20 protein-coding genes, 2 tRNA genes and 2 rRNA genes are annotated in these 23,058 nt (G+C 63.4%); 20 read left to right on the top strand and 4 right to left on the bottom strand.

Annotation, left to right across the window (positions count from 1 at the left end; translation table 11 throughout):
• Positions 1-31: 31 nt before the first annotated feature.
• From KSS95_RS06745 to KSS95_RS06775, 7 genes are all read left to right on the top strand, one after another.
• Positions 32-108 (top strand) — tRNA-Ile (locus KSS95_RS06745).
• A 6-nt stretch (positions 109-114) separates the two neighbouring features.
• Positions 115-190 (top strand) — tRNA-Ala (locus tag KSS95_RS06750).
• 242 nt (positions 191-432) lie between these two features.
• Positions 433-3,325 (top strand): 23S ribosomal RNA (locus KSS95_RS06755).
• 130 nt (positions 3,326-3,455) lie between these two features.
• Positions 3,456-3,571, top strand: a 5S ribosomal RNA gene (gene rrf, locus KSS95_RS06760).
• A gap of 637 nt (positions 3,572-4,208) precedes the next feature.
• Positions 4,209-4,868, top strand: a complete 660-nt coding sequence (locus KSS95_RS06765; protein ID WP_217852720.1) for a paraquat-inducible protein A — start codon at positions 4,209-4,211, stop codon at positions 4,866-4,868.
• On the top strand, positions 4,855-5,478 hold the full coding sequence (locus KSS95_RS06770) for a paraquat-inducible protein A (RefSeq protein WP_217852722.1): 624 nt from the start codon (positions 4,855-4,857) through the stop codon (positions 5,476-5,478). The genes KSS95_RS06765 and KSS95_RS06770 overlap by 14 nt, the downstream gene beginning before the upstream one ends.
• Positions 5,471-7,771, top strand: a complete 2,301-nt coding sequence (locus KSS95_RS06775; RefSeq protein ID WP_217852724.1) for a PqiB family protein — start codon at positions 5,471-5,473, stop codon at positions 7,769-7,771. The genes KSS95_RS06770 and KSS95_RS06775 overlap by 8 nt, the downstream gene beginning before the upstream one ends.
• A 245-nt stretch (positions 7,772-8,016) precedes the next feature.
• Here the strand turns inward: KSS95_RS06775 and rpsT are convergent, their stop codons facing one another.
• On the bottom strand, positions 8,017-8,295 hold the full coding sequence (gene rpsT, locus KSS95_RS06780; protein ID WP_003247625.1) for a 30S ribosomal protein S20: 279 nt from the start codon (positions 8,293-8,295) through the stop codon (positions 8,017-8,019).
• A 249-nt stretch (positions 8,296-8,544) separates the two neighbouring features.
• On the opposite strand from rpsT, the gene murJ reads away from it, so the two are divergent.
• From murJ to ispH, 6 genes are all read left to right on the top strand, one after another.
• Positions 8,545-10,083 (top strand): murein biosynthesis integral membrane protein MurJ, encoded by a 1,539-nt coding sequence (gene murJ / locus KSS95_RS06785; protein WP_217852726.1) that lies wholly within the window; start codon positions 8,545-8,547, stop codon positions 10,081-10,083.
• 118 nt (positions 10,084-10,201) lie between these two features.
• On the top strand, positions 10,202-11,152 hold the full coding sequence (ribF, locus tag KSS95_RS06790; RefSeq protein ID WP_217852728.1) for a bifunctional riboflavin kinase/FAD synthetase: 951 nt from the start codon (positions 10,202-10,204) through the stop codon (positions 11,150-11,152).
• Positions 11,149-13,980: an isoleucine--tRNA ligase gene (gene ileS / locus KSS95_RS06795; RefSeq protein WP_217852730.1), complete on the top strand. Its 2,832-nt coding sequence runs from the start codon at positions 11,149-11,151 to the stop codon at positions 13,978-13,980. Before ribF ends, ileS begins: the two co-directional genes overlap by 4 nt.
• A complete protein-coding gene (gene lspA, locus KSS95_RS06800; RefSeq protein WP_217852732.1) occupies positions 13,973-14,488 on the top strand; it encodes a signal peptidase II in 516 nt (171 codons plus the stop codon). The genes ileS and lspA overlap by 8 nt, the downstream gene beginning before the upstream one ends.
• Complete coding sequence (locus KSS95_RS06805) at positions 14,481-14,918, top strand: FKBP-type peptidyl-prolyl cis-trans isomerase (protein WP_134693357.1); 438 nt, start codon at positions 14,481-14,483, stop codon at positions 14,916-14,918. Before lspA ends, KSS95_RS06805 begins: the two co-directional genes overlap by 8 nt.
• 14 nt (positions 14,919-14,932) lie before the next feature.
• Complete coding sequence (ispH, locus tag KSS95_RS06810; RefSeq protein ID WP_217852734.1) at positions 14,933-15,880, top strand: 4-hydroxy-3-methylbut-2-enyl diphosphate reductase; 948 nt, start codon at positions 14,933-14,935, stop codon at positions 15,878-15,880.
• A 1-nt stretch (position 15,881) separates the two neighbouring features.
• On the opposite strand, the gene KSS95_RS06815 is transcribed toward ispH, so the two are convergent.
• The gene (locus tag KSS95_RS06815; RefSeq protein WP_225935564.1) at positions 15,882-16,361 is read right to left on the bottom strand and encodes a GspH/FimT family pseudopilin; all 480 of its coding nucleotides are present in this window, start codon (positions 16,359-16,361) and stop codon (positions 15,882-15,884) included.
• 108 nt (positions 16,362-16,469) lie between these two features.
• Between KSS95_RS06815 and pilV the strand changes: the two genes are divergently transcribed.
• The 5 genes from pilV to thiO are packed head-to-tail and all read left to right on the top strand — an operon-like array spanning position 16,470 to position 19,479.
• Positions 16,470-16,829 carry a type IV pilus modification protein PilV gene (gene pilV, locus KSS95_RS24620; protein WP_217852735.1) on the top strand — a complete coding sequence of 120 codons (360 nt, stop codon included), beginning with the start codon at positions 16,470-16,472 and terminating at the stop codon, positions 16,827-16,829.
• Entirely contained in the window at positions 16,826-17,461 is a 636-nt protein-coding gene (locus KSS95_RS06825) for a PilW family protein (RefSeq protein WP_217852737.1), read from the top strand. Before pilV ends, KSS95_RS06825 begins: the two co-directional genes overlap by 4 nt.
• Positions 17,458-17,928, top strand: coding sequence for a hypothetical protein (locus tag KSS95_RS06830; protein WP_217852739.1), 471 nt, complete (start codon positions 17,458-17,460; stop codon positions 17,926-17,928). The genes KSS95_RS06825 and KSS95_RS06830 overlap by 4 nt, the downstream gene beginning before the upstream one ends.
• Position 17,929: 1 nt before the next feature.
• Positions 17,930-18,328, top strand: a complete 399-nt coding sequence (locus tag KSS95_RS06835) for a type IV pilin protein (protein WP_217852741.1) — start codon at positions 17,930-17,932, stop codon at positions 18,326-18,328.
• 53 nt (positions 18,329-18,381) lie between these two features.
• The gene (gene thiO / locus KSS95_RS06840; RefSeq protein ID WP_217852743.1) at positions 18,382-19,479 is read left to right on the top strand and encodes a glycine oxidase ThiO; all 1,098 of its coding nucleotides are present in this window, start codon (positions 18,382-18,384) and stop codon (positions 19,477-19,479) included.
• 165 nt (positions 19,480-19,644) lie between these two features.
• On the opposite strand, the gene KSS95_RS06845 is transcribed toward thiO, so the two are convergent.
• Together KSS95_RS06845 and KSS95_RS06850 are read right to left on the bottom strand one after the other, a co-directional pair.
• Positions 19,645-19,875 carry a PP0621 family protein gene (locus KSS95_RS06845; protein ID WP_217852745.1) on the bottom strand — a complete coding sequence of 77 codons (231 nt, stop codon included), beginning with the start codon at positions 19,873-19,875 and terminating at the stop codon, positions 19,645-19,647.
• Positions 19,876-19,971: 96 nt separating this feature from the next.
• A complete protein-coding gene (locus KSS95_RS06850; protein ID WP_217852746.1) occupies positions 19,972-20,991 on the bottom strand; it encodes an outer membrane protein assembly factor BamD in 1,020 nt (339 codons plus the stop codon).
• 149 nt (positions 20,992-21,140) lie between these two features.
• On the opposite strand from KSS95_RS06850, the gene rluD reads away from it, so the two are divergent.
• Positions 21,141-22,103 carry a 23S rRNA pseudouridine(1911/1915/1917) synthase RluD gene (gene rluD, locus KSS95_RS06855; protein ID WP_217852748.1) on the top strand — a complete coding sequence of 321 codons (963 nt, stop codon included), beginning with the start codon at positions 21,141-21,143 and terminating at the stop codon, positions 22,101-22,103.
• Positions 22,100-22,837 carry a peptidoglycan editing factor PgeF gene (gene pgeF / locus KSS95_RS06860; RefSeq protein ID WP_217852750.1) on the top strand — a complete coding sequence of 246 codons (738 nt, stop codon included), beginning with the start codon at positions 22,100-22,102 and terminating at the stop codon, positions 22,835-22,837. Before rluD ends, pgeF begins: the two co-directional genes overlap by 4 nt.
• Positions 22,838-23,058: the final 221 nt, after the last annotated feature.

Below are 23,058 nucleotides of genomic sequence, written 5' to 3' on the forward strand. Positions count from 1 at the left end.
TAAAGACGATGCTGTAACGCGACCCTGTTATAGGTCTGTAGCTCAGTTGGTTAGAGCGCACCCCTGATAAGGGTGAGGTCGGCAGTTCAAATCTGCCCAGACCTACCAATATGCGGGGCCATAGCTCAGCTGGGAGAGCGCCTGCCTTGCACGCAGGAGGTCAGCGGTTCGATCCCGCTTGGCTCCACCACTTTCTGTTGTGTCTACTTGATCAGAACTTAGAAATGAACATTCGTTGATGAATGTTGATTTCTGACTTTTGTCAGATCGTTCTTTAAAAATTCGGATATGTGATAGAAATAGACTGAATGCCAGTTTCACTGCTGGTTATTCAGGCTAAGGTAAAATTTGTGAGTTCTGCTCGAAAGAGCAACGTACGAATTTTCGGCGAATGTCGTCTTCACAGTATAACCAGATTGCTTGGGGTTATATGGTCAAGTGAAGAAGCGCATACGGTGGATGCCTTGGCAGTCAGAGGCGATGAAAGACGTGGTAGCCTGCGATAAGCTTTGGGGAGTCGGCAAACAGACTGTGATCCAGAGATCTCTGAATGGGGGAACCCACTCAGCATAAGCTGAGTATCTTGTACTGAATACATAGGTGCAAGAGGCGAACCAGGGGAACTGAAACATCTAAGTACCCTGAGGAAAAGAAATCAACCGAGATTCCCTTAGTAGTGGCGAGCGAACGGGGACCAGCCCTTAAGCTGGTTTGAGATTAGTGGAACGCTCTGGAAAGTGCGGCCATAGTGGGTGATAGCCCCGTACACGAAAATCTCTTGCCAGTGAAATCGAGTAGGACGGAGCACGAGAAACTTTGTCTGAACATGGGGGGACCATCCTCCAAGGCTAAATACTACTGACTGACCGATAGTGAACCAGTACCGTGAGGGAAAGGCGAAAAGAACCCCGGAGAGGGGAGTGAAATAGAACCTGAAACCGTATGCGTACAAGCAGTGGGAGCCTACTTTGTTAGGTGACTGCGTACCTTTTGTATAATGGGTCAGCGACTTATATTCAGTGGCGAGCTTAACCGAATAGGGGAGGCGTAGCGAAAGCGAGTCTTAATAGGGCGCTTTAGTCGCTGGGTATAGACCCGAAACCGGGCGATCTATCCATGGGCAGGTTGAAGGTTAGGTAACACTGACTGGAGGACCGAACCGACTACCGTTGAAAAGTTAGCGGATGACCTGTGGATCGGAGTGAAAGGCTAATCAAGCTCGGAGATAGCTGGTTCTCCTCGAAAGCTATTTAGGTAGCGCCTCATGTATCACTGTAGGGGGTAGAGCACTGTTTCGGCTAGGGGGTCATCCCGACTTACCAAACCGATGCAAACTCCGAATACCTACAAGTGCCGAGCATGGGAGACACACGGCGGGTGCTAACGTCCGTCGTGAAAAGGGAAACAACCCAGACCGTCAGCTAAGGTCCCAAAGTCATGGTTAAGTGGGAAACGATGTGGGAAGGCTTAGACAGCTAGGAGGTTGGCTTAGAAGCAGCCATCCTTTAAAGAAAGCGTAATAGCTCACTAGTCGAGTCGGCCTGCGCGGAAGATGTAACGGGGCTCAAACCATGCACCGAAGCTACGGGTGTCATCTTTGATGACGCGGTAGAGGAGCGTTCTGTAAGCCTGTGAAGGTGAGTTGAGAAGCTTGCTGGAGGTATCAGAAGTGCGAATGCTGACATGAGTAACGACAATGCGAGTGAAAAACTCGCACGCCGAAAGACCAAGGTTTCCTGCGCAACGTTAATCGACGCAGGGTTAGTCGGTCCCTAAGGCGAGGCTGAAAAGCGTAGTCGATGGAAAACAGGTTAATATTCCTGTACTTCCAGTTATTGCGATGGAGGGACGGAGAAGGCTAGGCCAGCTTGGCGTTGGTTGTCCAAGTTTAAGGTGGTAGGCTGAGATCTTAGGCAAATCCGGGATCTTAAGGCCGAGAGCTGATGACGAGTGCTCATTAGAGCGCGAAGTGGTTGATGCCATGCTTCCAAGAAAAGCTCCTAAGCTTCAGATAACTGGGAACCGTACCCCAAACCGACACAGGTGGTTAGGTAGAGAATACCAAGGCGCTTGAGAGAACTCGGGTGAAGGAACTAGGCAAAATGGCACCGTAACTTCGGGAGAAGGTGCGCCGGTGAGGGTGAAGCACTTGCTGCGTAAGCCCACGCCGGTCGAAGATACCAGGCCGCTGCGACTGTTTATTAAAAACACAGCACTCTGCAAACACGAAAGTGGACGTATAGGGTGTGACGCCTGCCCGGTGCCGGAAGGTTAATTGATGGGGTTAGCGCAAGCGAAGCTCTTGATCGAAGCCCCGGTAAACGGCGGCCGTAACTATAACGGTCCTAAGGTAGCGAAATTCCTTGTCGGGTAAGTTCCGACCTGCACGAATGGCGTAACGATGGCGGCGCTGTCTCCACCCGAGACTCAGTGAAATTGAAATCGCTGTGAAGATGCAGTGTATCCGCGGCTAGACGGAAAGACCCCGTGAACCTTTACTATAGCTTTGCACTGGACTTTGAGCTTGCTTGTGTAGGATAGGTGGGAGGCTTTGAAGTGGGGACGCCAGTTCTCATGGAGCCATCCTTGAAATACCACCCTGGCAACCTTGAGGTTCTAACTCAGGTCCGTTATCCGGATCGAGGACAGTGTATGGTGGGTAGTTTGACTGGGGCGGTCTCCTCCCAAAGAGTAACGGAGGAGTACGAAGGTGCGCTCAGACCGGTCGGAAATCGGTCGTAGAGTATAAAGGCAAAAGCGCGCTTGACTGCGAGACAAACACGTCGAGCAGGTACGAAAGTAGGTCTTAGTGATCCGGTGGTTCTGTATGGAAGGGCCATCGCTCAACGGATAAAAGGTACTCCGGGGATAACAGGCTGATACCGCCCAAGAGTTCATATCGACGGCGGTGTTTGGCACCTCGATGTCGGCTCATCACATCCTGGGGCTGAAGCCGGTCCCAAGGGTATGGCTGTTCGCCATTTAAAGTGGTACGCGAGCTGGGTTTAGAACGTCGTGAGACAGTTCGGTCCCTATCTGCCGTGGACGTTTGAGATTTGAGAGGGGCTGCTCCTAGTACGAGAGGACCGGAGTGGACGAACCTCTGGTGTTCCGGTTGTCACGCCAGTGGCATTGCCGGGTAGCTATGTTCGGAAGAGATAACCGCTGAAAGCATCTAAGCGGGAAACTTGCCTCAAGATGAGATCTCACTGGGATCTTGAATCCCCTAAAGGGCCGTCGAAGACTACGACGTTGATAGGTTGGGTGTGTAAGCGCTGTGAGGCGTTGAGCTAACCAATACTAATTGCCCGTGAGGCTTGACCATATAACACCCAAGCAATTTGCTTACGCAGATTGTGGTGGTGAAGACGAAAGACCCGAAGATTCGTAGGGCCACAAATTCACATATCCGAATTGGCTGAGAGTGCTGCAAGGCATTCACGGCAACCGAATTTCTTGACGACCATAGAGCATTGGAACCACCTGATCCCATCCCGAACTCAGTAGTGAAACGATGCATCGCCGATGGTAGTGTGGGGCTTCCCCATGTGAGAGTAGGTCATCGTCAAGATTCATTTCGCAAAACCCCTATCTGCGCGAGCAGGTAGGGGTTTTGTCTTTGTGGTGCAGAAAACCCCGGCAGGTGCGGCCCTTGTAGGAGCGGCCTTGTGTCGCGATCGGGCGCGCAGCGGCCGCAAAACCTGCAGCCTCGGTCCTCCAGGACAATCGCGTCGCCTGGATTACGGCCGCTGCGCGCCCGATCGCGACACAAGGCCGCTCCTACAGGGGCCATTGCAGGGCCGGGGCCAGGCAGACCGCGCCGCTTGGTTCGCCAGCAAGGCTGGCTCCTACAGGCCGCAGGCGGGCGGCGATCGCTGTAGGAGCCGGCCTTGCCGGCGAACACCGGCGCAGCCGGTGCCATCCTGCAGCCTCGGTCCTCCAGGACAATCGCGTCGCCTGAATTACGGCCGCTGCGCGTCCGATCGCGACACAAGGCCGCGCCTACAGGGACCATTGCAGGGCCCGGGCCAGGCAGACCGCGCCGCTTGGTTCGCCAGCAAGGCTGGCTCCTACAGGCCGCAGGCGAACACCGGCGCAACGCGGCGCCGGCACCACCAGCCCGAAACCTTGCCGTTGCTCAATGGCGTCTCCCACAATTCGAGTCGGAACACTAGAATAGAGCCGACGCGTCCATTCAGAACTCCCATATGCCCAACCCTGTTGACCCCCAAGCGCTCACGCAGCTGCCGCTGGACGAACTCGTGGCCTGTCACGAGTGCGACCTGCTACTGCGCAAACCGGTGCTGCAGCACGACGAGAAGGCCCAGTGCCCGCGGTGCGGCTATGAGCTCTATGCCCACCGACACAACCTGGTCAATCGCAGCCTGGCCCTGGTGCTCACCGCCCTGTTGCTCTACGTGCCGGCCAATTTCCTGCCGATCATGCAGTTGCACCTGCTCGGCCAGACTTCCGACGACACGGTCTGGAGCGGTGTGCTCGGGCTGTACAACTCCGAAATGCGCGGCATCGCCGTGGTGGTGTTCCTGTGCAGCATGGCCATCCCGTTGCTCAAGCTGCTGTGCCAACTGGCGGTGCTGCTGAGCATCCGCCTGGACATCGGCCGCAGCTATGGCTTGCTGATCTATCGTATTTACCACCACCTGCGCGAGTGGGGCATGCTCGAGGTCTACTTCATGGGCGTGCTGGTGGCCATCGTCAAGCTGGTCGACCTCGCCGAGCTGAGTATCGGCCTGGGGCTGTTCTGCTTCATCAGCCTGTTGCTGGTGCAGGTATGGCTCGAGGTGGTGATGTCGCCACACCAGATCTGGGTGGCACTGTCGGGGGAGGATGTCCATGCGGGCGATTGATGCAGGCATCCTGGTCTGCAATGAATGCCATGAGCTGAACCGCCGGGTGGCCGACAGCACGTCGCAGACCTGCACCCGCTGTGGCGCCACCGTGCATGCGCGGCGGCCGAACAGCATCGTGCGCACCTGGGCGTTGCTGATCACGGCAATGATCCTCTACATCCCGGCCAACGTGCTGCCGATCATGACCGTCAGCGCCCTCGGCCAGGGTAGCCCCGACACCATCATGTCCGGGGTGATCACCTTGATGAAGCACGGCATGCTGCCCATCGCCGCGGTGGTGTTCATCGCCAGTATCCTGGTGCCGACGTTCAAGCTGGTGGGCATCGCCCTGCTGCTGTATTCAGTGCAACGGCACCAGCCGCTTTCGGCCCGCCAGCGCATCCTGATGTACCGCTTCATCGAGTTCATCGGGCGTTGGTCGATGTTGGACATCTTCGTCATTGCCATTCTGGTGGCAGTGGTGAATTTCGGCCGCATCGCCAGTGTCGAAGCCAACCTGGGCGCCGTCGCCTTCGCCACCGTGGTGATCCTGACGATGCTCGCCGCTTTAACTTTCGATCCCCGACTGATCTGGGATAACACGGAGTCGGATGACGACCATGAGTGACTTGCCTACGGCTAAAACCCGCCCCGCTTCAAATTGGTCGGCCATCTGGATCCTGCCGCTGATCGCCCTGGCGATCGGTGGCTGGCTGGCCTGGCAGGCCTACCGCGACGCTGGTATCGAGATCCAGGTGCGTTTCGAAACCGGTGAAGGCATCGTCGCCAACAAGACCGAAGTCATCTTCAAGGGCATGTCGGTGGGCAAGGTCACCAGCCTGGTGCTGGACAACAAGGGTGACAACCGCGGTGTCATCGCCACTGTCGAGATGAAGAAAGAGGCTGGCCCGCATCTGACCAAGGGCACGCGCTTCTGGCTGGTGAAGCCAAGCGTCAGCCTGGCGGGGATCACTGGCCTGGAGACGCTGGTCTCAGGTAACTACATTGCCGTGGACCCAGGGGACGGCGAGCCGACCAAGCGCTTCACCGCGCTCAAGGAAGCACCGCCGCTGTCCGATAGCGAGCCGGGCCTGCACCTGACGCTCAAGGCCGAGCGCCTGGGTTCGCTCAACCGCGACAGCCCGGTGTTCTACAAGCAGATCCAGGTCGGCCGGGTGAAGAGCTATCGCCTGTCCGACGACCAGGGCACGGTAGAGATCAAGGTGTTCATCGCGCCGCCCTATACGGCCCTGGTGCGCAAGCACACGCGTTTCTGGAACGCCAGCGGGGTCAGCATCGATGCTGATTTCTCCGGGGTGAAGGTGCGCACTGAATCGCTGTCGAGCATCGTCGCCGGCGGTATCGCTTTTGCCACGCCGGAAAACCGCCAGGACAGCCCGCCCACCGACCCGAGCCTGCCGTTCCGCCTGTACGAGGACTTCGACGCGGCCCAGGCCGGTATCCGGGTCAAGGTCAAGCTCAGCGACTTCGAAGGCCTGCAGAAGGGCCGCACGCCTGTGTTGTACAAGGGTATCCAGGTGGGCTCGCTCAAGGACCTCAAGGTCGAAAGCGACCTGACCAGCGCCACGGCCGAACTGACCCTGGATCCGCTGGCCGAGGACTACCTGGTCGAGGGCACGCAGTTCTGGGTGGTCAAGCCATCGATCTCGCTGGCGGGTATCACCGGCCTGGAGGCATTGGTCAAGGGTAACTACATTGCCGTGCGCCCGGGCGAGCCGGGGGCCAAGCCGCAGCGCGAGTTCGAGGCGCGGCCCAAGGCGCCACCGCTGGACCTCAAGGCGCCGGGCCTGCACATGGTGCTGTTCGCCGATACCCTGGGCTCGCTGGAGGTGGGCAGCCCGGTCATGTACCGCCAGGTGCGCGTGGGCAGCGTGCAGAGCTACCAGTTCGCCCGTAACAGCAAGCGCATTCTCATCGGTGTGCACATCGAGAAGGAATACGCCAACCTGGTCAATGGCTCGACACGCTTCTGGAATGCCAGCGGCATTACCCTCACGGGCGGTCTGTCGGGTATCCAGGTCAAGAGCGAGTCGCTGCAGACCCTGATGGCCGGTGGTATTTCCTTCGACACGCCGAAGCCGGACGTGCCGCTCAAGCGGCGTATTCCGCGCTTCCGCCTGCACGAGAGCCAGGATGCGGCCAACCGTGCCGGTACCTTGATCACCATTCGCGTGGACCGCGCCGATGGCCTCAAGCCCGGCACGCCGATTCGCTTCCGTGGGCTGGATGTAGGCAGTGTCGAAAGCGTCGACCTGACCGCCGATCTGCAGGCGGTGTTGCTGCGTGCGCGAATTACCCAGGCCTCCGAGCGTATCGCCCGTAGCGGCACGCAATTCTGGGTGGTCAAGCCGGCGTTTGGCCTGGTGCGCACCGAGAACCTCGACACCCTGGTGAGTGGCCAGTACCTGGAGGTACTGCCGGCGCTCAAGGACAAGGGCCCGCAGCGTGATTTCATCGCCTTGAGCGATGTGCCCGAAGTCAAAGGCGAGGAGGTCGGTTTGCCGCTGACGCTGAGCGCGCCGCGGCGCGGCTCGATCAAGCCAGGTGTGCCGGTCACCTACCGTGAGGTCACGGTGGGCAAGGTCACCGGCTTCGAGCTCGGCCAGAGCGCCGATCGCGTGCTGATCCACATTCTGATCGAGCCGCGCTACGCCGGCCTGGTGCGCGGCGGTAGCCGTTTCTGGAACAGCAGTGGGTTCGGCTTCGACTGGGGCCTGTTCAAGGGCGCCACGGTGCGCACCGAGTCGCTGGAAACCCTGATCGATGGCGGCATCGCCTTCGCCACCCCGGATGGCGAGCAGATGGGCAACCCGGCGCGCCCGCAGCAGACCTTCGCGTTGTTCGACAAGCCGGAAGATGCCTGGCTGCAGTGGGCGCCGAAGATCCAGATCGGCAAGTGATGAAGGGCGGGGCCGTCATGCGGCCCTGCCCCTGTAGGAGCGGCCTTGTGTCGCGAAAGGGCCGCAAAGCGGCCCCAGCGTTACCACATGGATTGCTGGGGCTGCTGCGCAGCCCTTTCGCGACACAAGGCCGCTCCTACAAAGACAATTGTTCCCGCAGGATAAGTGATCTGCCAGCGTGGCCCGGCAAATCACAGGCATAAAAAAACCGACCCTAGGGTCGGTTTTTTCGACAAGAACGTCGCTTAGGCAGCTGCAGCTTCTTTCAGCGCCTTGATGTGGCCATTCAGACGGCCTTTGTGGCGAGCAGCCTTGTTCTTGTGGATGATACCTTTGTCGGCCATACGGTCGATTACTGGTACAGCCAGAACATAAGCAGCTTGCGCTTTTTCGGCGTCTTTTGCGTCGATGGCTTTAACTACATTCTTGATGTAGGTGCGGACCATGGAACGCAGGCTGGCGTTGTGGCTGCGACGCTTCTCAGCCTGTTTTGCACGTTTCTTGGCGGAAGGTGTGTTGGCCACCGTCGAGCTCCTCGAAAGACTTTAGGTAAATAGCAAACAAAATAGGCCGCGAATCATGCCGACGAGTCGAACGGATGTCAAGGCCACCTGCAGGGTTCCGCCGAGCGGTGGGTCGATGAGCGGGAAATATTCCCTTCTGCCGCACGACCTGTAAACTCGGGAATTTTGGCTCCCCCTGCGAAGGCGCGGGAGTATCGCACATTCGAACGCTCTCTGCAGCGTCCTCTGCCCCTGGCGTGAAACTTTTCGATGAATCTGCTCAAATCCCTGGCCGCAGTCAGCTCCATCACCATGATTTCCCGGGTGCTCGGCTTCGTCCGCGACACCATCCTGGCGCGGGTCTTTGGCGCCGGTATCGCCACCGACGCCTTCTTCATCGCCTTCAAGCTGCCCAACCTGCTGCGCCGGATTTTCGCCGAAGGGGCGTTCTCCCAGGCCTTCGTGCCGATCCTGGCCGAATACAAGACCCAGCAGGGCGAGGAGGCCACCCGCACCTTCATCGCCTATATCAGTGGCCTGCTGACCCTGGTCCTGGCGCTGGTCACCGTGGTCGGCATCCTTGCCGCGCCCTGGGTGGTGTGGGCCACCGCGCCAGGTTTTGTCGACAGCGCCGAAAAGTACCAGCTGACCACCAGCCTGCTGCGGGTGACCTTTCCTTATATATTGCTGATCTCGCTGTCGTCGCTGGTGGGGGCCATCCTCAACACCTGGAACCGCTTCAGTGTGCCGGCCTTCACGCCGACCCTGCTCAACGTGGCGATGATCGCCTTCGCCGTGCTGCTGACCCCGTACTTCGACCCACCGATCATGGCCCTGGGCTGGGGCGTGCTGGCCGGCGGCCTGGCGCAGCTGCTGTACCAGCTGCCGGCGCTGAAGAAGATCGGCATGCTCGTGCTGCCGCGCCTGAACCTGCGCGACACCGGGGTATGGCGCGTGCTCAAGCAGATGCTGCCGGCGATCCTCGGGGTATCGGTAAGCCAGATCTCGCTGATCATCAACACCATCTTCGCCTCGTTCCTGGTGGCCGGCTCGGTGTCGTGGATGTACTACGCCGACCGCCTGATGGAGCTGCCGTCGGGCGTGCTCGGCGTGGCCCTGGGCACCATCCTGCTGCCGACCCTGGCCAAGACCTACGCCAACCAGGACCGCCAGGAGTACTCGCGGATCCTCGACTGGGGCCTGCGCCTGTGCTTCCTGCTGGTGCTGCCGTGTACCCTGGCCCTGGCGATTCTCGCCGAGCCGCTGACCGTGGCGCTGTTCCAGTACGGCAAGTTCACCGCCTTCGACGCGGCCATGACCCAGCGTGCGCTGATCGCCTATTCGGTGGGCCTGCTGGCGATCATCCTGGTCAAGGTACTGGCACCTGGCTTCTATGCGCAGCAGAATATCCGCACGCCGGTGAAGATCGCGGTCTTCACCCTGGTCTGCACGCAACTGCTCAACCTGGCCCTGATCGGCCCGCTGGCCCACGCCGGGCTGGCCCTGGCCATCAGCCTGGGAGCCTGCCTGAACGCCGGCCTGCTGTACTGGAAGCTGCGCAGCCAACAACTGTTCCAGCCCCAGCCGGGGTGGACGATGTTCCTGCTCAAGCTGGTGCTGGCGGTGGCCTTGATGTCGGCGGTGTTGCTGCTGGGCATGCATTACCTGCCGGCCTGGGAGCAGGGCGACATGCTCGCGCGCTTCGTGCGCCTGGGCGGCCTGATCGCGGCGGGCGTGGTGACCTATTTCGGTTGTCTGTTCCTGTGTGGTTTGCGCCCGCGGCATTTCGCCCGCAAGGCGTTGCATTGAGGCGTCAGCAGGGTCAGGCGTCGGTTTTTCGCATTCCATGCCCACCGGGGGCGCTGCTGCCTGTCGCCAGCGCCCGGGTGTGGTTATAATCGGCCACTTTATGAGCAAGAAGCGCGTTATGCAGCTGGTTCGAGGTCTTCACAACCTGCGCCCCGGGCATCGGGGCTGTGTCGCCACCATTGGCAACTTCGACGGGGTCCACCGCGGCCACCAGGCGATTCTCGCGCGCCTGCGCGAACGTGGTCAGGCACTCGGCCTGCCGACCTGCGTGGTGATCTTCGAGCCACAACCCCGCGAATACTTCGCCCCAGACAGCGCGCCGGCCCGCCTGGCGCGCTTGCGCGACAAGGTCGAGCTGCTGGCCGCCGAAGGCATCGACCGGGTGCTGTGCCTGTCGTTCAACCAGCGCCTGAGCCAGCTCAGCGCCGAGCAGTTCGTCAAGGCCGTGCTGGTCGAGGGCCTGGGCGTGCGCCACCTCGAAGTGGGCGATGACTTCCGCTTCGGTTGCGACCGCGCCGGTGATTTCGCCTTCCTCACCGAAGCCGGCAAGCGCCATGGCTTCAGCGTCGAGGCGGCCAACACCGTCATCCAGGACGGCCTGCGGGTCAGCAGCACCGAAGTGCGCAAGGCCCTGGCCGAGGGCAACTTCGAGCTGGCCGAACACCTGCTGGGCCGCCCGTATCGCATTACCGGCCGCGTGCTGCATGGCCAGAAGCTGGCCCGCCAGCTCGGCACACCTACCGCCAACATCCAGCTCAAGCGCCGTCGCGTGCCGCTGTCCGGGGTCTACCTGGCCAGCATCGAGATCGACGGCAAGCATTGGCCGGGTGTCGGCAACATCGGGGTACGACCCACCGTCAGCGGTGATGGCCGTCCCCACCTGGAGATTCATCTCCTGGATTACGCCGGCGACCTCTATGGCCGGCGCCTGACGGTGGAATTCCACCACAAGCTGCGTGAAGAGCAGCGTTTCGCCTCCCTGGAGGCGCTGAAGTCGGCGATCGACGCGGACATCGCCGCCGCACGTGCCCATTGGCACGCTCAACCGCTAACGAAGAGCCTGAAATGACCGACTACAAAGCCACGCTTAACCTTCCGGACACCGCCTTCCCCATGAAGGCCGGCCTGCCTCAGCGCGAACCGCAGATCCTGCAGCGCTGGGACAGCATTGGCCTGTACCAGAAGCTGCGCGAGATTGGCAAGGATCGTCCGAAGTTCGTCCTGCACGACGGCCCGCCCTACGCCAACGGCAAGATTCATATCGGTCATGCGCTGAACAAGATTCTCAAGGACATGATCGTCCGCTCCAAGACCCTGTCGGGCTTCGATGCCCCGTACGTGCCGGGTTGGGACTGCCACGGCCTGCCGATCGAGCACAAGGTCGAGGTCACCCATGGCAAGCACCTGAGCGCCGACCGCACCCGCGAGCTGTGCCGCGAGTACGCCGCCGAACAAATCGAAGGGCAGAAGACCGAGTTCATCCGCCTGGGCGTGCTGGGTGACTGGGACAACCCCTACAAGACCATGAACTTCGCCAACGAGGCCGGCGAGATCCGCGCCCTGGCCGAGATGGTCAAGCAAGGCTTCGTGTTCAAGGGCCTCAAGCCTGTGAACTGGTGCTTCGATTGCGGCTCTGCCCTGGCCGAGGCCGAGGTCGAGTACGCCGACAAGAAATCCCAGACCATCGACGTGGCCTTCCCGGTCGCCGACGAGGCCAAGCTGGCCGCCGCCTTCGGCCTGGCCGAGCTGGGCAAGCCCGCCGCCATCGTGATCTGGACCACCACCCCGTGGACCATCCCGGCCAACCAGGCGCTGAACATCCACCCGGAGTTCAAGTACGCCCTGGTCGACACCGGCGAGCGTTTGCTGGTGCTGGCCGAAGAGCTGGTCGAGGCGTGCCTGAAGCGTTACAACCTCGAAGGCTCGATCATCGCCACCGCAGCGGGTTCGGCACTGGAGCTGATCAACTTCCGCCACCCGTTCTACGACCGCCTGTCGCCGGTGTACCTGGCCGACTACGTCGAACTGGGCGCCGGTACCGGCGTGGTGCACTCCTCGCCAGCCTACGGTGAAGACGACTTCGTCACCTGCAAGCGCTACGGCATGGTCAACGACGACATCCTCACCCCGGTGCAGAGCAACGGCGTGTACGTCGAGTCGCTGCCGTTCTTCGGCGGCCAGTTCATCTGGAAAGCCAACCCGGCCATCGTCGACAAGCTCAGCGAAGTCGGCGCGCTGATGCACACCGAGACCATCAGCCACAGCTACATGCACTGCTGGCGCCACAAGACCCCGCTGATCTACCGCGCCACCGCGCAGTGGTTCGTCGGCATGGACAAGCAGCCTTCCACCGGCGAGCCGCTGCGCGAGCGCGCCCTGAAGGCCATCGAGGACACCCAGTTCGTCCCGGCCTGGGGCCAGGCGCGCCTGCACTCGATGATCGCCAACCGCCCGGACTGGTGCATCTCGCGTCAGCGCAACTGGGGCGTGCCGATCCCGTTCTTCCTCGACAAGCAAACCGGCGAGCTGCACCCGCGCACCGTCGAGCTGATGGAAGAAGTGGCCAAGCGCGTCGAGAAAGAAGGCATCGAAGCCTGGTTCAAGCTCGACGCCGCCGAACTGCTGGGTGACGAAGCCGGCCAGTACGACAAGATCGCCGACACCCTCGACGTCTGGTTCGACTCCGGCACCACCCACTGGCACGTGCTGCGTGGCTCCCACGACATCGGCCACGCCACTGGCCCGCGCGCCGACCTGTACCTGGAAGGCTCCGACCAGCACCGCGGCTGGTTCCACTCCTCGTTGCTGACCGGTTGCGCCATCGACGGCCACGCGCCGTACCGCGAGCTGCTGACCCACGGCTTCACCGTGGACGAGAACGGCCGCAAGATGTCCAAGTCGCTGGGCAACACCATCGAGCCAGAGAAGGTCAACAACACCCTGGGCGCCGACATCCTGCGCCTGTGGGTCGCCGCCACCGACTACTCCGGCGAGATGGCCGTTTCCGAGCAGATCCTGCAGCGCAGCGCCGACGCCTACCGGCGTATCCGCAATACCGCGCGCTTCCTGCTGTCCAACCTGTCCGGCTTCGACCCGGCGCGCGACCTGCTGCCGGCCGAAGACATGCTGGCCCTGGACCGCTGGGCGGTCGACCGTACCCTGCTGCTGCAACGCGAGCTGGAAGAGCACTACGGCGAGTACCGGTTCTGGAACGTCTATTCCAAGGTGCACAACTTCTGCGTACAGGAGCTGGGCGGCTTCTACCTCGACATCATCAAGGACCGCCAGTACACCACCGGCGCCAACAGTGTCGCCCGACGTTCCTGCCAGACCGCGCTGTATCACATCAGCGAGGCCCTGGTGCGCTGGATCGCGCCGATCCTGGCGTTCACCGCCGACGAGATCTGGCAGTACCTGCCGGGCGAGCGCAACGAGTCGGTGATGCTCAATACCTGGTACCAGGGCCTGAGCGAACTGCCGGCCGACGCCGAGCTGGACCGCGCCTACTGGGACCGCGTGATGGCGGTCAAGGCGGCGGTCAACAAGGAGCTGGAGAACCAGCGTACCGCCAAGGTCATCGGCGGCAACCTGCAGGCCGAGGTCACCCTGTTCGCCGAAGAGGGCCTGACCGCCGACCTGAACAAGCTCGGCGACGAGCTGCGCTTCGTGCTGATCACCTCCGCGGCCAGCGTGGTGCCATTCGTCCAGGCGCCGGCCGATGCCGTGACAACCGAGGTCGACGGGCTCAAGCTGAAGGTGGTCAAGTCTGGCCATGCCAAGTGCGGCCGTTGCTGGCACTTCCGCGCCGACGTCGGCAGCCACCCGGAACACCCGGAAATCTGTGGCCGTTGCGTCGACAACCTGAGCGGCTCCGGTGAGGTACGCCACTATGCCTAATGCGTCCGCAGGGCGCTTCGGGCGCCTTGCCTGGCTCTGGCTGAGCCTGGTGGTGCTGGTCCTCGACCAGGCCACCAAGGTCTACTTCGAGGGCGCGTTGAGCCTGTACCAGCAGATCGTGGTCATTCCCGACTACTTCAGCTGGACCCTGGCCTACAACACCGGCGCCGCCTTCAGCTTCCTGGCCGACAGTTCCGGCTGGCAGCGCTGGCTGTTCGCCGTGATCGCCGTGGTGGTCAGCGCCGTGCTGGTGGTCTGGCTCAAGCGCCTGGGGCGCAACGAGACCTGGCTGGCCGTGGCCCTGGCCCTGGTGCTGGGCGGTGCATTGGGCAACCTGTACGACCGCGTGGTGTTGGGCCATGTGGTCGACTTCATCCTGGTGCACTGGCAGAACCGCTACTATTTCCCGGCCTTCAACCTGGCCGACAGCGCCATCACCGTTGGCGCGGTGATGCTGGCGCTGGATATGTTCAAGAGCAAGAAGTCCGAGGAAGCCGTCCATGACTGAGACCCGTATCGGCCAGAACACCGAAGTCACCTTGCACTTCGCGCTGCACCTGGAAAACGGCGACACCGTCGACAGCACCTTCGACAAGGCCCCGGCCGTGTTCAAGGTCGGCGACGGCAACCTGCTGCCGGGTTTCGAGAACGCCCTGTTCGGTTTCAAGGCCGGTGACCAGCGCAAGCTGAGCATCGCCCCGGAGAACGCCTTCGGCCAGCACAACCCGCAGAACGTGCAGGTGATGCCACGTTCGCAGTTCGACGGCATGGAGCTGTCCGAAGGGTTGCTGGTGATCTTCAACGACGCCGCCAACACCGAACTGCCCGGTGTGGTGAAAGCGTTCGACGACCACCAGGTGACCATCGACTTCAACCATCCACTGGCGGGCAAGACGTTGAACTTCGAGGTGCAGATCCTCGACGTCAAGGCCTTGTAAGCCGGGAGCCGAGCATGCAAATCAAACTCGCCAACCCGCGCGGCTTCTGCGCGGGTGTCGACCGGGCGATCGAGATCGTCAACCGCGCCCTGGAAGTCTTCGGCCCGCCGATCTATGTGCGCCATGAAGTGGTGCACAACAAGTTCGTGGTCGAAGACCTGCGCAGCCGTGGCGCGGTGTTCGTCGAAGAGCTGGACCAGGTGCCGGACGACGTCATCGTCATCTTCAGCGCCCATGGCGTGTCCCAGGCGGTGCGCCAGGAAGCCGCCGGGCGTGGCCTGAAGGTGTTCGACGCGACCTGCCCGCTGGTCACCAAGGTGCATATCGAAGTGGCCAAGTACAGCCGCGACGGCCGCGAGACCATTCTCATCGGCCACGAAGGGCACCCGGAAGTCGAAGGCACCATGGGGCAATACGACGCCAGCAACGGCGGCGCCATCTACCTGGTCGAGGACGAGGACGATGTCGCCAAGTTGCAGGTGAACGACCCCGACCACCTGGCCTTCGTCACCCAGACCACGCTGTCGATGGACGATACCAGCCGGGTGATCGACGCCCTGCGCGCACGCTTCCCGAACATCGGCGGCCCGCGCAAGGACGACATCTGCTACGCCACCCAGAACCGCCAGGATGCCGTCAAGCAACTGGCCGACGAGTGTGACGTGGTGCTGGTGGTGGGCAGCCCCAACAGCTCCAACTCCAACCGCCTGCGCGAGCTGGCCGAGCGCATGAGCACCCCGGCCTACCTGATCGACGGCGCCGAGGACCTGCAACGCGGCTGGTTCGACGGCGTACAGCGGATCGGCATCACCGCGGGGGCCTCGGCCCCCGAGGTGCTGGTGCGTGGCGTGATCGATCAACTCAAGGCCTGGGGCGCGACCGGCGCCGAAGAGCTCGATGGCCGCGAGGAGAACATCACCTTCTCCATGCCCAAGGAACTGCGGGTACGCTCGCTGATCTGACTCAGTCTCCTGCACAGCGGCGACCCTCGTCGCTGCGCAGGCTGACCCGGCCACTGGGGCCCAGCACCACCTGGTGCTGGCTCCCCGGCCCGCTGCGCTGGCAGATCTCCAGCGTGATCCCGACGAAGCCGACGCCCACGGGCGCCCCCCGCCGACTGAAGCGCACCTCCCGGGTAGAGCTCGCCAGCACTCTCGCCGGCCTGGCCAGGCGATGTTCGCGCAGCAATTGGCCGTCGCGCTCCTGCATCACCCGCCAGCCCTTGCCCCAGTCACCCTCCAGTGGATGTACCGTCAGCGCCTGTTGCTGCAGCGCGGCCTGGTTGCGCGCGGCGCGCAGCGTTTGCGCCAGGTCCCGGGCCACGGCGGCTAGTTGCAGGGTTTCGCCGAGCCGGTTGTAGGCCGTGATACCCAGGTGCGTCAGCAGGCTGCCAATGGCCAGCGCGCACATCATTTGTAGCAGTGTTACGCCTTGTTGCTTCACCGTGCATTCCTCCCTGGAAGTGCTTCGCTATAGCTTCCGGCTTGGCCGCGCAGGGCGCCAGTCAGCCGCTTCGGGCAGGGCGCGAGGAAAGGTCCCAGGAGGGTGAGGATGCAGGCGAAGGAAGGCGGGATGACGTTGCTGGAGGTGCTGCTGGCCATGACCGTGCTGGCGCTGGGTGTATTCGCCGCGGCGGCCTTGCAGGTACGCGGCATGCAGGCTGCCGACAGCGCCAGGCGCGATGGCCTGGCCTTGCAACTGGCCCAGGGCATGCTCGAGCAGGTGAGGGCACGTGGCGCGCTCGATGCAGGCGAGGAGGGCGCCTGGCGGGCACGGGTCACGCAGGCCTTGGGCGCTTCGGCGCAAGGGCGGGTGCGGCGCGCGCCCGGCATGCTGGCGCTGGAGGTGCACTGGCCCGGCATGGCGGATCGGCGGCCGGCGTTGCAGCTACAGGGCCGGGTGTTGCCATGAAGCGTGGGCAACGCGCCTTTGGCCTGATCGAGGTGTTGCTGGCCGTGGCACTGGGCGTTTTGCTGCTGGCGGCGGCGGGCCAGGTGTTCGTCCAGGCCTACCAGGCCTGGCGCCTGCAAGGCGCGGCGGCGCGCTTGCAGGACGATGCGCGCCTGGCCCTGCAACGCATGGCCGAGGATATCCGCATGGCCGGGATGTTCGGCTGCCTGCGGCTGGCGCCGGCAGACTTCGCCGACCCCGCAGCCGTCCAAGCGTTCGCCAGGCCCATCGAGGCCTCTGGCGACAGCCTGACGCTGGTGGGCGCCGAGCTGCCGGGCCTGCTCGGCGCGCCGGACTGGACCGTGCTCAGCGACTGTCGCAGCTGGGCGCGGGTCCAGCGGGGCCAGCATGTGCCGGGCGATACCATGCTGGCCCTGCCGGTGCGCCGGGTGAGCTACCGGGTGCGCAACGGCAGCCTGCTGTTCACCAGCAACGCCCAGCATGCCGCGCTGATCGACAATGTGCGGGCCATGCAGGTGCAGCGGGTCGAGGACCGTGTGGATATCGAACTGCTCATGCACGACCGTGATCATCAACTGCAGCAGCGTCACGCGCTGAGCGTGGCGCTGCGCAACCCCGGTGATGGCGCGTGAGCCGCCAGCGTGGCGTGGTGCTGCTGCTGGCGTTGAACCTCAGCCTGCTGCTCGGCCTGTTGGCGGCGCTGGGCATGCGCGATGCCTTGCAGCAGGCGCGGCAGGTGGGCGAGCAAGTGCGGCGTGCCCAGGCGTTCGAGCTGGCCGAAGCGAGCCTGGTGGAGGGCGCGGCATTGCTCGATGCGGGGCTGGCGAGCGAATGCGGGCCGTGCCTGCCGCCGGACCTACCCACTGCCAGGCCTGGTGAGCCTTGGCAAGCCACCGAGAGCGGCTTCGTGCTGTTGCAGGCACTGGGGACCACCAGCCGCGCCGCTGGCCTGCCCGTTGGCGAACAGGTGAGCCTGGTGCGGGTAACGGCGCTGGGCCGCGAGGCGCGCGGCCGGCAGTACCTGGAGGCGGTGTATGCGTTGGACGACCAGGCCCAGGTGCGGCGGGTCAGCTGGCGCCAACGCCTGGAGGAAGGCTGACATGCAGCGCGGCCTTGGTCTGATCGAATTATTGATTGTCGTGGCGCTGATCGGCATGCTGGCAGCCATTGCCTACCCCAGTTACAGCGACCAGCTGCGCCGCGCCGCGCGCAGCGAGGTGGTCGGCCTGCTGCACGACGCCGCGTTGCGCCTGGAACAACACCGCGCGCACGCCGGTGGCTATGCCGATAGCGAGCAGTTGCAGACGCTGCTGCCGCCGGGCAGCCGTTACTACCAGCTGCACGCCCAACGTGACGCAGAGGCCTTCACGCTGCTTGCCCGACGTGTGCCCGGTGCGTTGATGGCGCACGACTCCTGTGGCGATTTTCGCCTCGATCAGGCCGGCGTGCGTGACAATCCGGGCGGCAGCGAAGGTACTGAAACCTGCTGGGGGAGCTGAAGCGCATTGGGTGCCTGGGCACCGTGGAATTTCTTCAGGTGTTGGATCGAACCATGAGCAAGCAAGTAGTGATTGTCGGTGGTGGGGTAATTGGCCTGCTGACAGCGTTCAACCTGGCGGCAGAGGTCGACCAGGTGGTGGTGTGCGACCAGGGCGAGGTGGGCCGGGAGTCGTCCTGGGCCGGGGGCGGCATCGTCTCGCCGCTGTACCCATGGCGCTACAGCCCAGCGGTGACCGCGCTGGCGCACTGGTCGCAGGATTTTTATCCACAGCTGGGCGAGCGTTTGTTCGCCAGCACCGGGGTCGACCCCGAGGTTCATACCACCGGGTTGTACTGGCTCGACCTGGACGACGAAGCCGAGGCCTTGGCCTGGGCCGCGCGCGAGCATCGCCCGCTCAGCGCGGTGGATATCTCGGCGGCCTACGACGCGGTGCCGGTGCTTGGCCCGGGTTACCGCCATGCCATCTACATGGCGGGCGTGGCCAACGTGCGCAACCCGCGGCTGGTGAAGTCGCTGAAGGCCGCGCTAGAGGCGTTGCCAAACGTGACCCTGCGCGAGCATTGCCAGATCACCGGGTTCGTCCAGGACGGTAGCCGCGTTACCGGTGTGCAGACCGAGGACGGTGTGATCGCCGCTGACGATGTGGTGCTCAGCGCCGGAGCCTGGAGCGGCGACCTGCTGCAGACCCTCGGGCTGACGCTGCCGGTGGAGCCGGTGAAGGGGCAGATGATCCTGTTCAAGTGCGCCGAGGACTTCTTGCCGAGCATGGTCCTGGCCAAGGGGCGCTACGCGATCCCGCGCCGCGACGGGCATATCCTGGTGGGCAGCACGCTGGAGCATGCCGGCTACGACAAGACCCCGACCGGGGATGCATTGGAGAGTCTGAAGGCCTCGGCGGTGGAGTTGCTGCCGGCCCTGGCGGAGGCCGAGGTGGTGGGGCACTGGGCTGGTTTGCGCCCTGGCTCGCCCGAAGGTATCCCGTATATCGGCGCGGTGCCGGGGCATGAAGGGCTATGGCTGAACTGCGGGCATTACCGCAACGGGCTGGTGCTGGCGCCGGCGTCGTGCCAGCTGTTTGGTGATTTGCTGCTGGGGCGCGAGCCGATCATTGATCCGGCGCCGTATGCCCCTGCGGGGCGGTTGAGCTGAGCGCGTAACCACTGTAGGAGCGGCCTTGCCGAGGCGTCGGGCCGGTCGGAAAGGGCTGCGTAGCAGCCCCAGGATTTCATTGTTGACGCAAAGATCGCCGGGGCCGCCTAGCGGCCCTTTCGCGACACAAGGCCGCTCCTACACGGATCGTGTAAGGCGCGTTGGTTAGCGTTGCTGGCCTGGCCCTTGTTCCAGATGCTGCTGGCTGCAATACCACTCCTTGCCCAGCTGCAACGCCCGGTCGTTGGGCAGGTGCACGCCGCAATGGGCGCAGCGCACCATCTTCAGCGGGTCTTGCAGCCGGGGCTCGGCCGGCGACTGCTGACTGCTCTTGAACTTGCGCCACAGCCAGAACGCGGCAGCGATCAGGGCGATCCAGAAAAGTAGGCGAACCATGGTGTCCAGCTTGTCGAATGAAGAAGGCGACAGTCTAGGGCGCGGCCAACAAAAAAGGGAGGCCTCAGGCCTCCCTTTGTTTCGCTTGCGCGTGGCTCAGTCGAACAGACCGAAGGTCATGTAGCTGAACCAGGAGCGGTCCTTCTCGGCTTCCTTCGGACCTTCCGGCAGGATCACATCGCCGTTCTCGTCCTTGGGCAGCAGCTCTTGCGGGATCTCCGAACGGGCATCCTGGAACTGCTTGACCACGTCCTGGTTGGCGCGGGTCTCGCCTGGCGGCAGCGGGGTCTTGGTCTCGATCAGGCCCAGGGTGGCCTTGGACAGCCAGGAGCGGTTGCCGTTTTCGTCCACCTTGGTGACGAACTGGCCGTCGACCAGGCTCGGGTGGTCCGGGTAGTTGAGTTGCAGGGTCTCGAGGCTGGTGGCGGCCAGTTCGTCCAGGTGCATGCGCTGGTACGACTCGACCATCACCGCCAGGCCGTCACCCACCGACGGGGTTTCCTGGAAGTTCTCCACCACGTAGCGGCCACGGTTGGCGGCGGCGACATAGGCTTCGCGGCTCAGGTAGTAGTTGGCCACGTGGATCTCGTAGGAGGCCAGCAGGTTGCGCAGGTAGATCATGCGCTGCTTGGCGTCCGGCGAGTAACGGCTGTTGGGGAAGCGGCTGGTCAGCTGGGCGAACTCGTTGTACGAGTCGCGGGCGGCGCCCGGGTCACGCTTGGTCATGTCCAGCGGCAGGAAGCGCGCCAGCAGGCCGCGGTCCTGGTCGAACGAGGTCAGGCCCTTGAGGTAGTAGGCGTAGTCGACGTTCGGGTGCTGCGGATGCAGGCGGATGAAGCGCTCGGCAGCCGACTTGGCGGCCTCTGGCTCGGAGTTCTTGTAGTTGGCGTAGATCAGCTCGAGCTGCGCCTGGTCGGCGTAGCGGCCGAACGGATAGCGCGACTCCAGGGCCTTGAGCTTGTTCACGGCGCTGGTGTAGCTGGAGTTGTCCAGGTCGGCCTGAGCTTGTTGATACAGCTCGGCTTCGCTGAGGTTCTCGTCAATGACTTCCTTGTTGGAGGAACAGGCCGCGGTGAGCCCGAGGATGGCGATCAGCAGCAGGTGTTTCACTTGCATGGCGGCTTGCGTCCCTTTGACGGCCGCTGTCTTGGGCGGTGCCGTCCTGTTATGATGAGCGCCCCCGGCCAAACCCCGGGGCAAAAGAAGCCGTATTTAACCACAAGCGCGCAGCCGAAACCAAAGGCTGAACGCCCGTCGATTCGAGCATGTCCGAGATCATTCAACTTAGCGCAGAGGTCCCGTCCGAACTGGGCGGCCAACGCCTCGACCAGGTCGCCGCCCAATTGTTCGCCGAGTACTCGCGTTCGCGCCTGTCCTCGTGGATCAAAGATGGCCGCCTGACCGTCGATGGCGCGGTGCTGCGACCGCGCGACACCGTCCACAGTGGCTCCATCCTGGCCCTCGAGGCCGAGCAGGAGGCCCAGGGCGAATGGGTGGCTCAGGACATCGAGCTGGACATCGTCTATGAAGACGACCAGATCCTGGTGATCAACAAGCCCGCCGGGCTGGTGGTCCACCCGGCGGCTGGCCACCCCGATGGCACCCTGCTCAATGCCCTGCTGCACCATGTGCCGGACATCGTCAACGTACCGCGCGCCGGTATCGTGCACCGCCTGGACAAGGACACCACCGGCCTGATGGTGGTGGCCAAGACCCTGCAGGCCCAGACCAACCTGGTCGACCAGTTGCAAAAGCGCTCGGTCAGCCGCGTTTATGAATGCATCGTGGTGGGCGTGGTGATCGCCGGCGGCAAGATCGACGCCCCGATCGGCCGCCACGGCGGCGAGCGCCAGCGCATGGCGGTGACCGAGGGCGGCAAGCCGGCGGTCAGCCACTACCGCGTGCTCAAGCGCTTCCGGGCGCACACCCATGTGCGGGTCAAGCTGGAAACCGGCCGCACCCACCAGATCCGCGTGCACATGGCCCATGTCGGTTATCCGCTGGTCGGCGACCAGACCTACGGCGTGCGCTTCCGCATTCCGCCGGCAGCCAGCGTGGCCATGGTCGAGGCGGTCAAGCACTTCCCGCGTCAGGCCCTGCACGCGCGCTTCCTGGCGCTGGACCACCCGACCACCGGCGAGCGCATGGAGTGGAAGTCGGAGCTGCCGGATGACTTCCAGTGGCTGCTGTCGCTGCTCGACCAGGACCGCGAGAGCTTTATCGGATGAACGGCCTGACCCAGGCGCTGCTCTTTCCCGACTGGCCAGCCCCGGCCACGGTTCGCGCCTGTGTCACCACCCGCGAGGGCGGCGTCAGCTTGCCGCCCTACGCATCCTTCAATCTCGGTGACCACGTGGGCGACGACCCCATCGCGGTCGCCGAGAACCGCCGTCGCCTCAGCGCCGAGTTCGCCATCCAGCCCGCCTGGCTCAAGCAGGTGCACGGGTTGGCGGTGGCCGATGCCGATCCCGCCGTGGTGGCCGAGGCTGATGCCAGCTGGACCGACCAGCCCGGTATTGCCTGCACCGTGATGACCGCCGATTGCCTGCCTGCGCTGTTCTGCGACCGCGCCGGTACTCGCGTGGCCGCCGCCCATGCCGGCTGGCGCGGGCTGGCCGGGGGCGTGCTGGAAGCCACCCTTGAGCGCTTGGCGCTGGCGCCTGAAGAGGTGCTGGTGTGGCTGGGCCCGGCCATTGGGCCGCAGGCGTTCGAGGTGGGCCTGGAGGTGCGCGATGCCTTTACCGCCGTGCATCCCGAGGCCGCCGCAGCCTTTGTCGACGGCGAGCGCCCTGGCAAGCTGATGGCCGACATCTACCAGCTGGCGCGGATTCGCCTGGCGGCGCGTGGGGTGACTGCCGTTTATGGTGGTGGCTTGTGCACGGTCAGCGATGCGCGGTTCTTCTCTTATCGGCGCACCCCGCAGGGTGGGCGCTTTGCTTCGCTGGTCTGGTTGCAGCCGTAATGATGCTGGGGGCGCTTTGCGCCCCTTTCGCGACACAAGGCCGCTCCTACAGGGAATCGTGTAGGAGCGGCCTTGTGTCGCGAAAGGGCTGCAAAGCAGCCCCCAGCCATCCCCCCGCCTGCTGACCCGCGTCAACCCCGCTACGCTTGAATCTTCCAGAATCACCCTTATCTATTGGTCATCTCAGGCAGGTTCTTCATTACAGGTGCTGTCCATCGCTC

The sequence above is a fragment of the Pseudomonas muyukensis genome, from assembly GCF_019139535.1.
Lineage (GTDB): Bacteria > Pseudomonadota > Gammaproteobacteria > Pseudomonadales > Pseudomonadaceae > Aquipseudomonas > Aquipseudomonas muyukensis.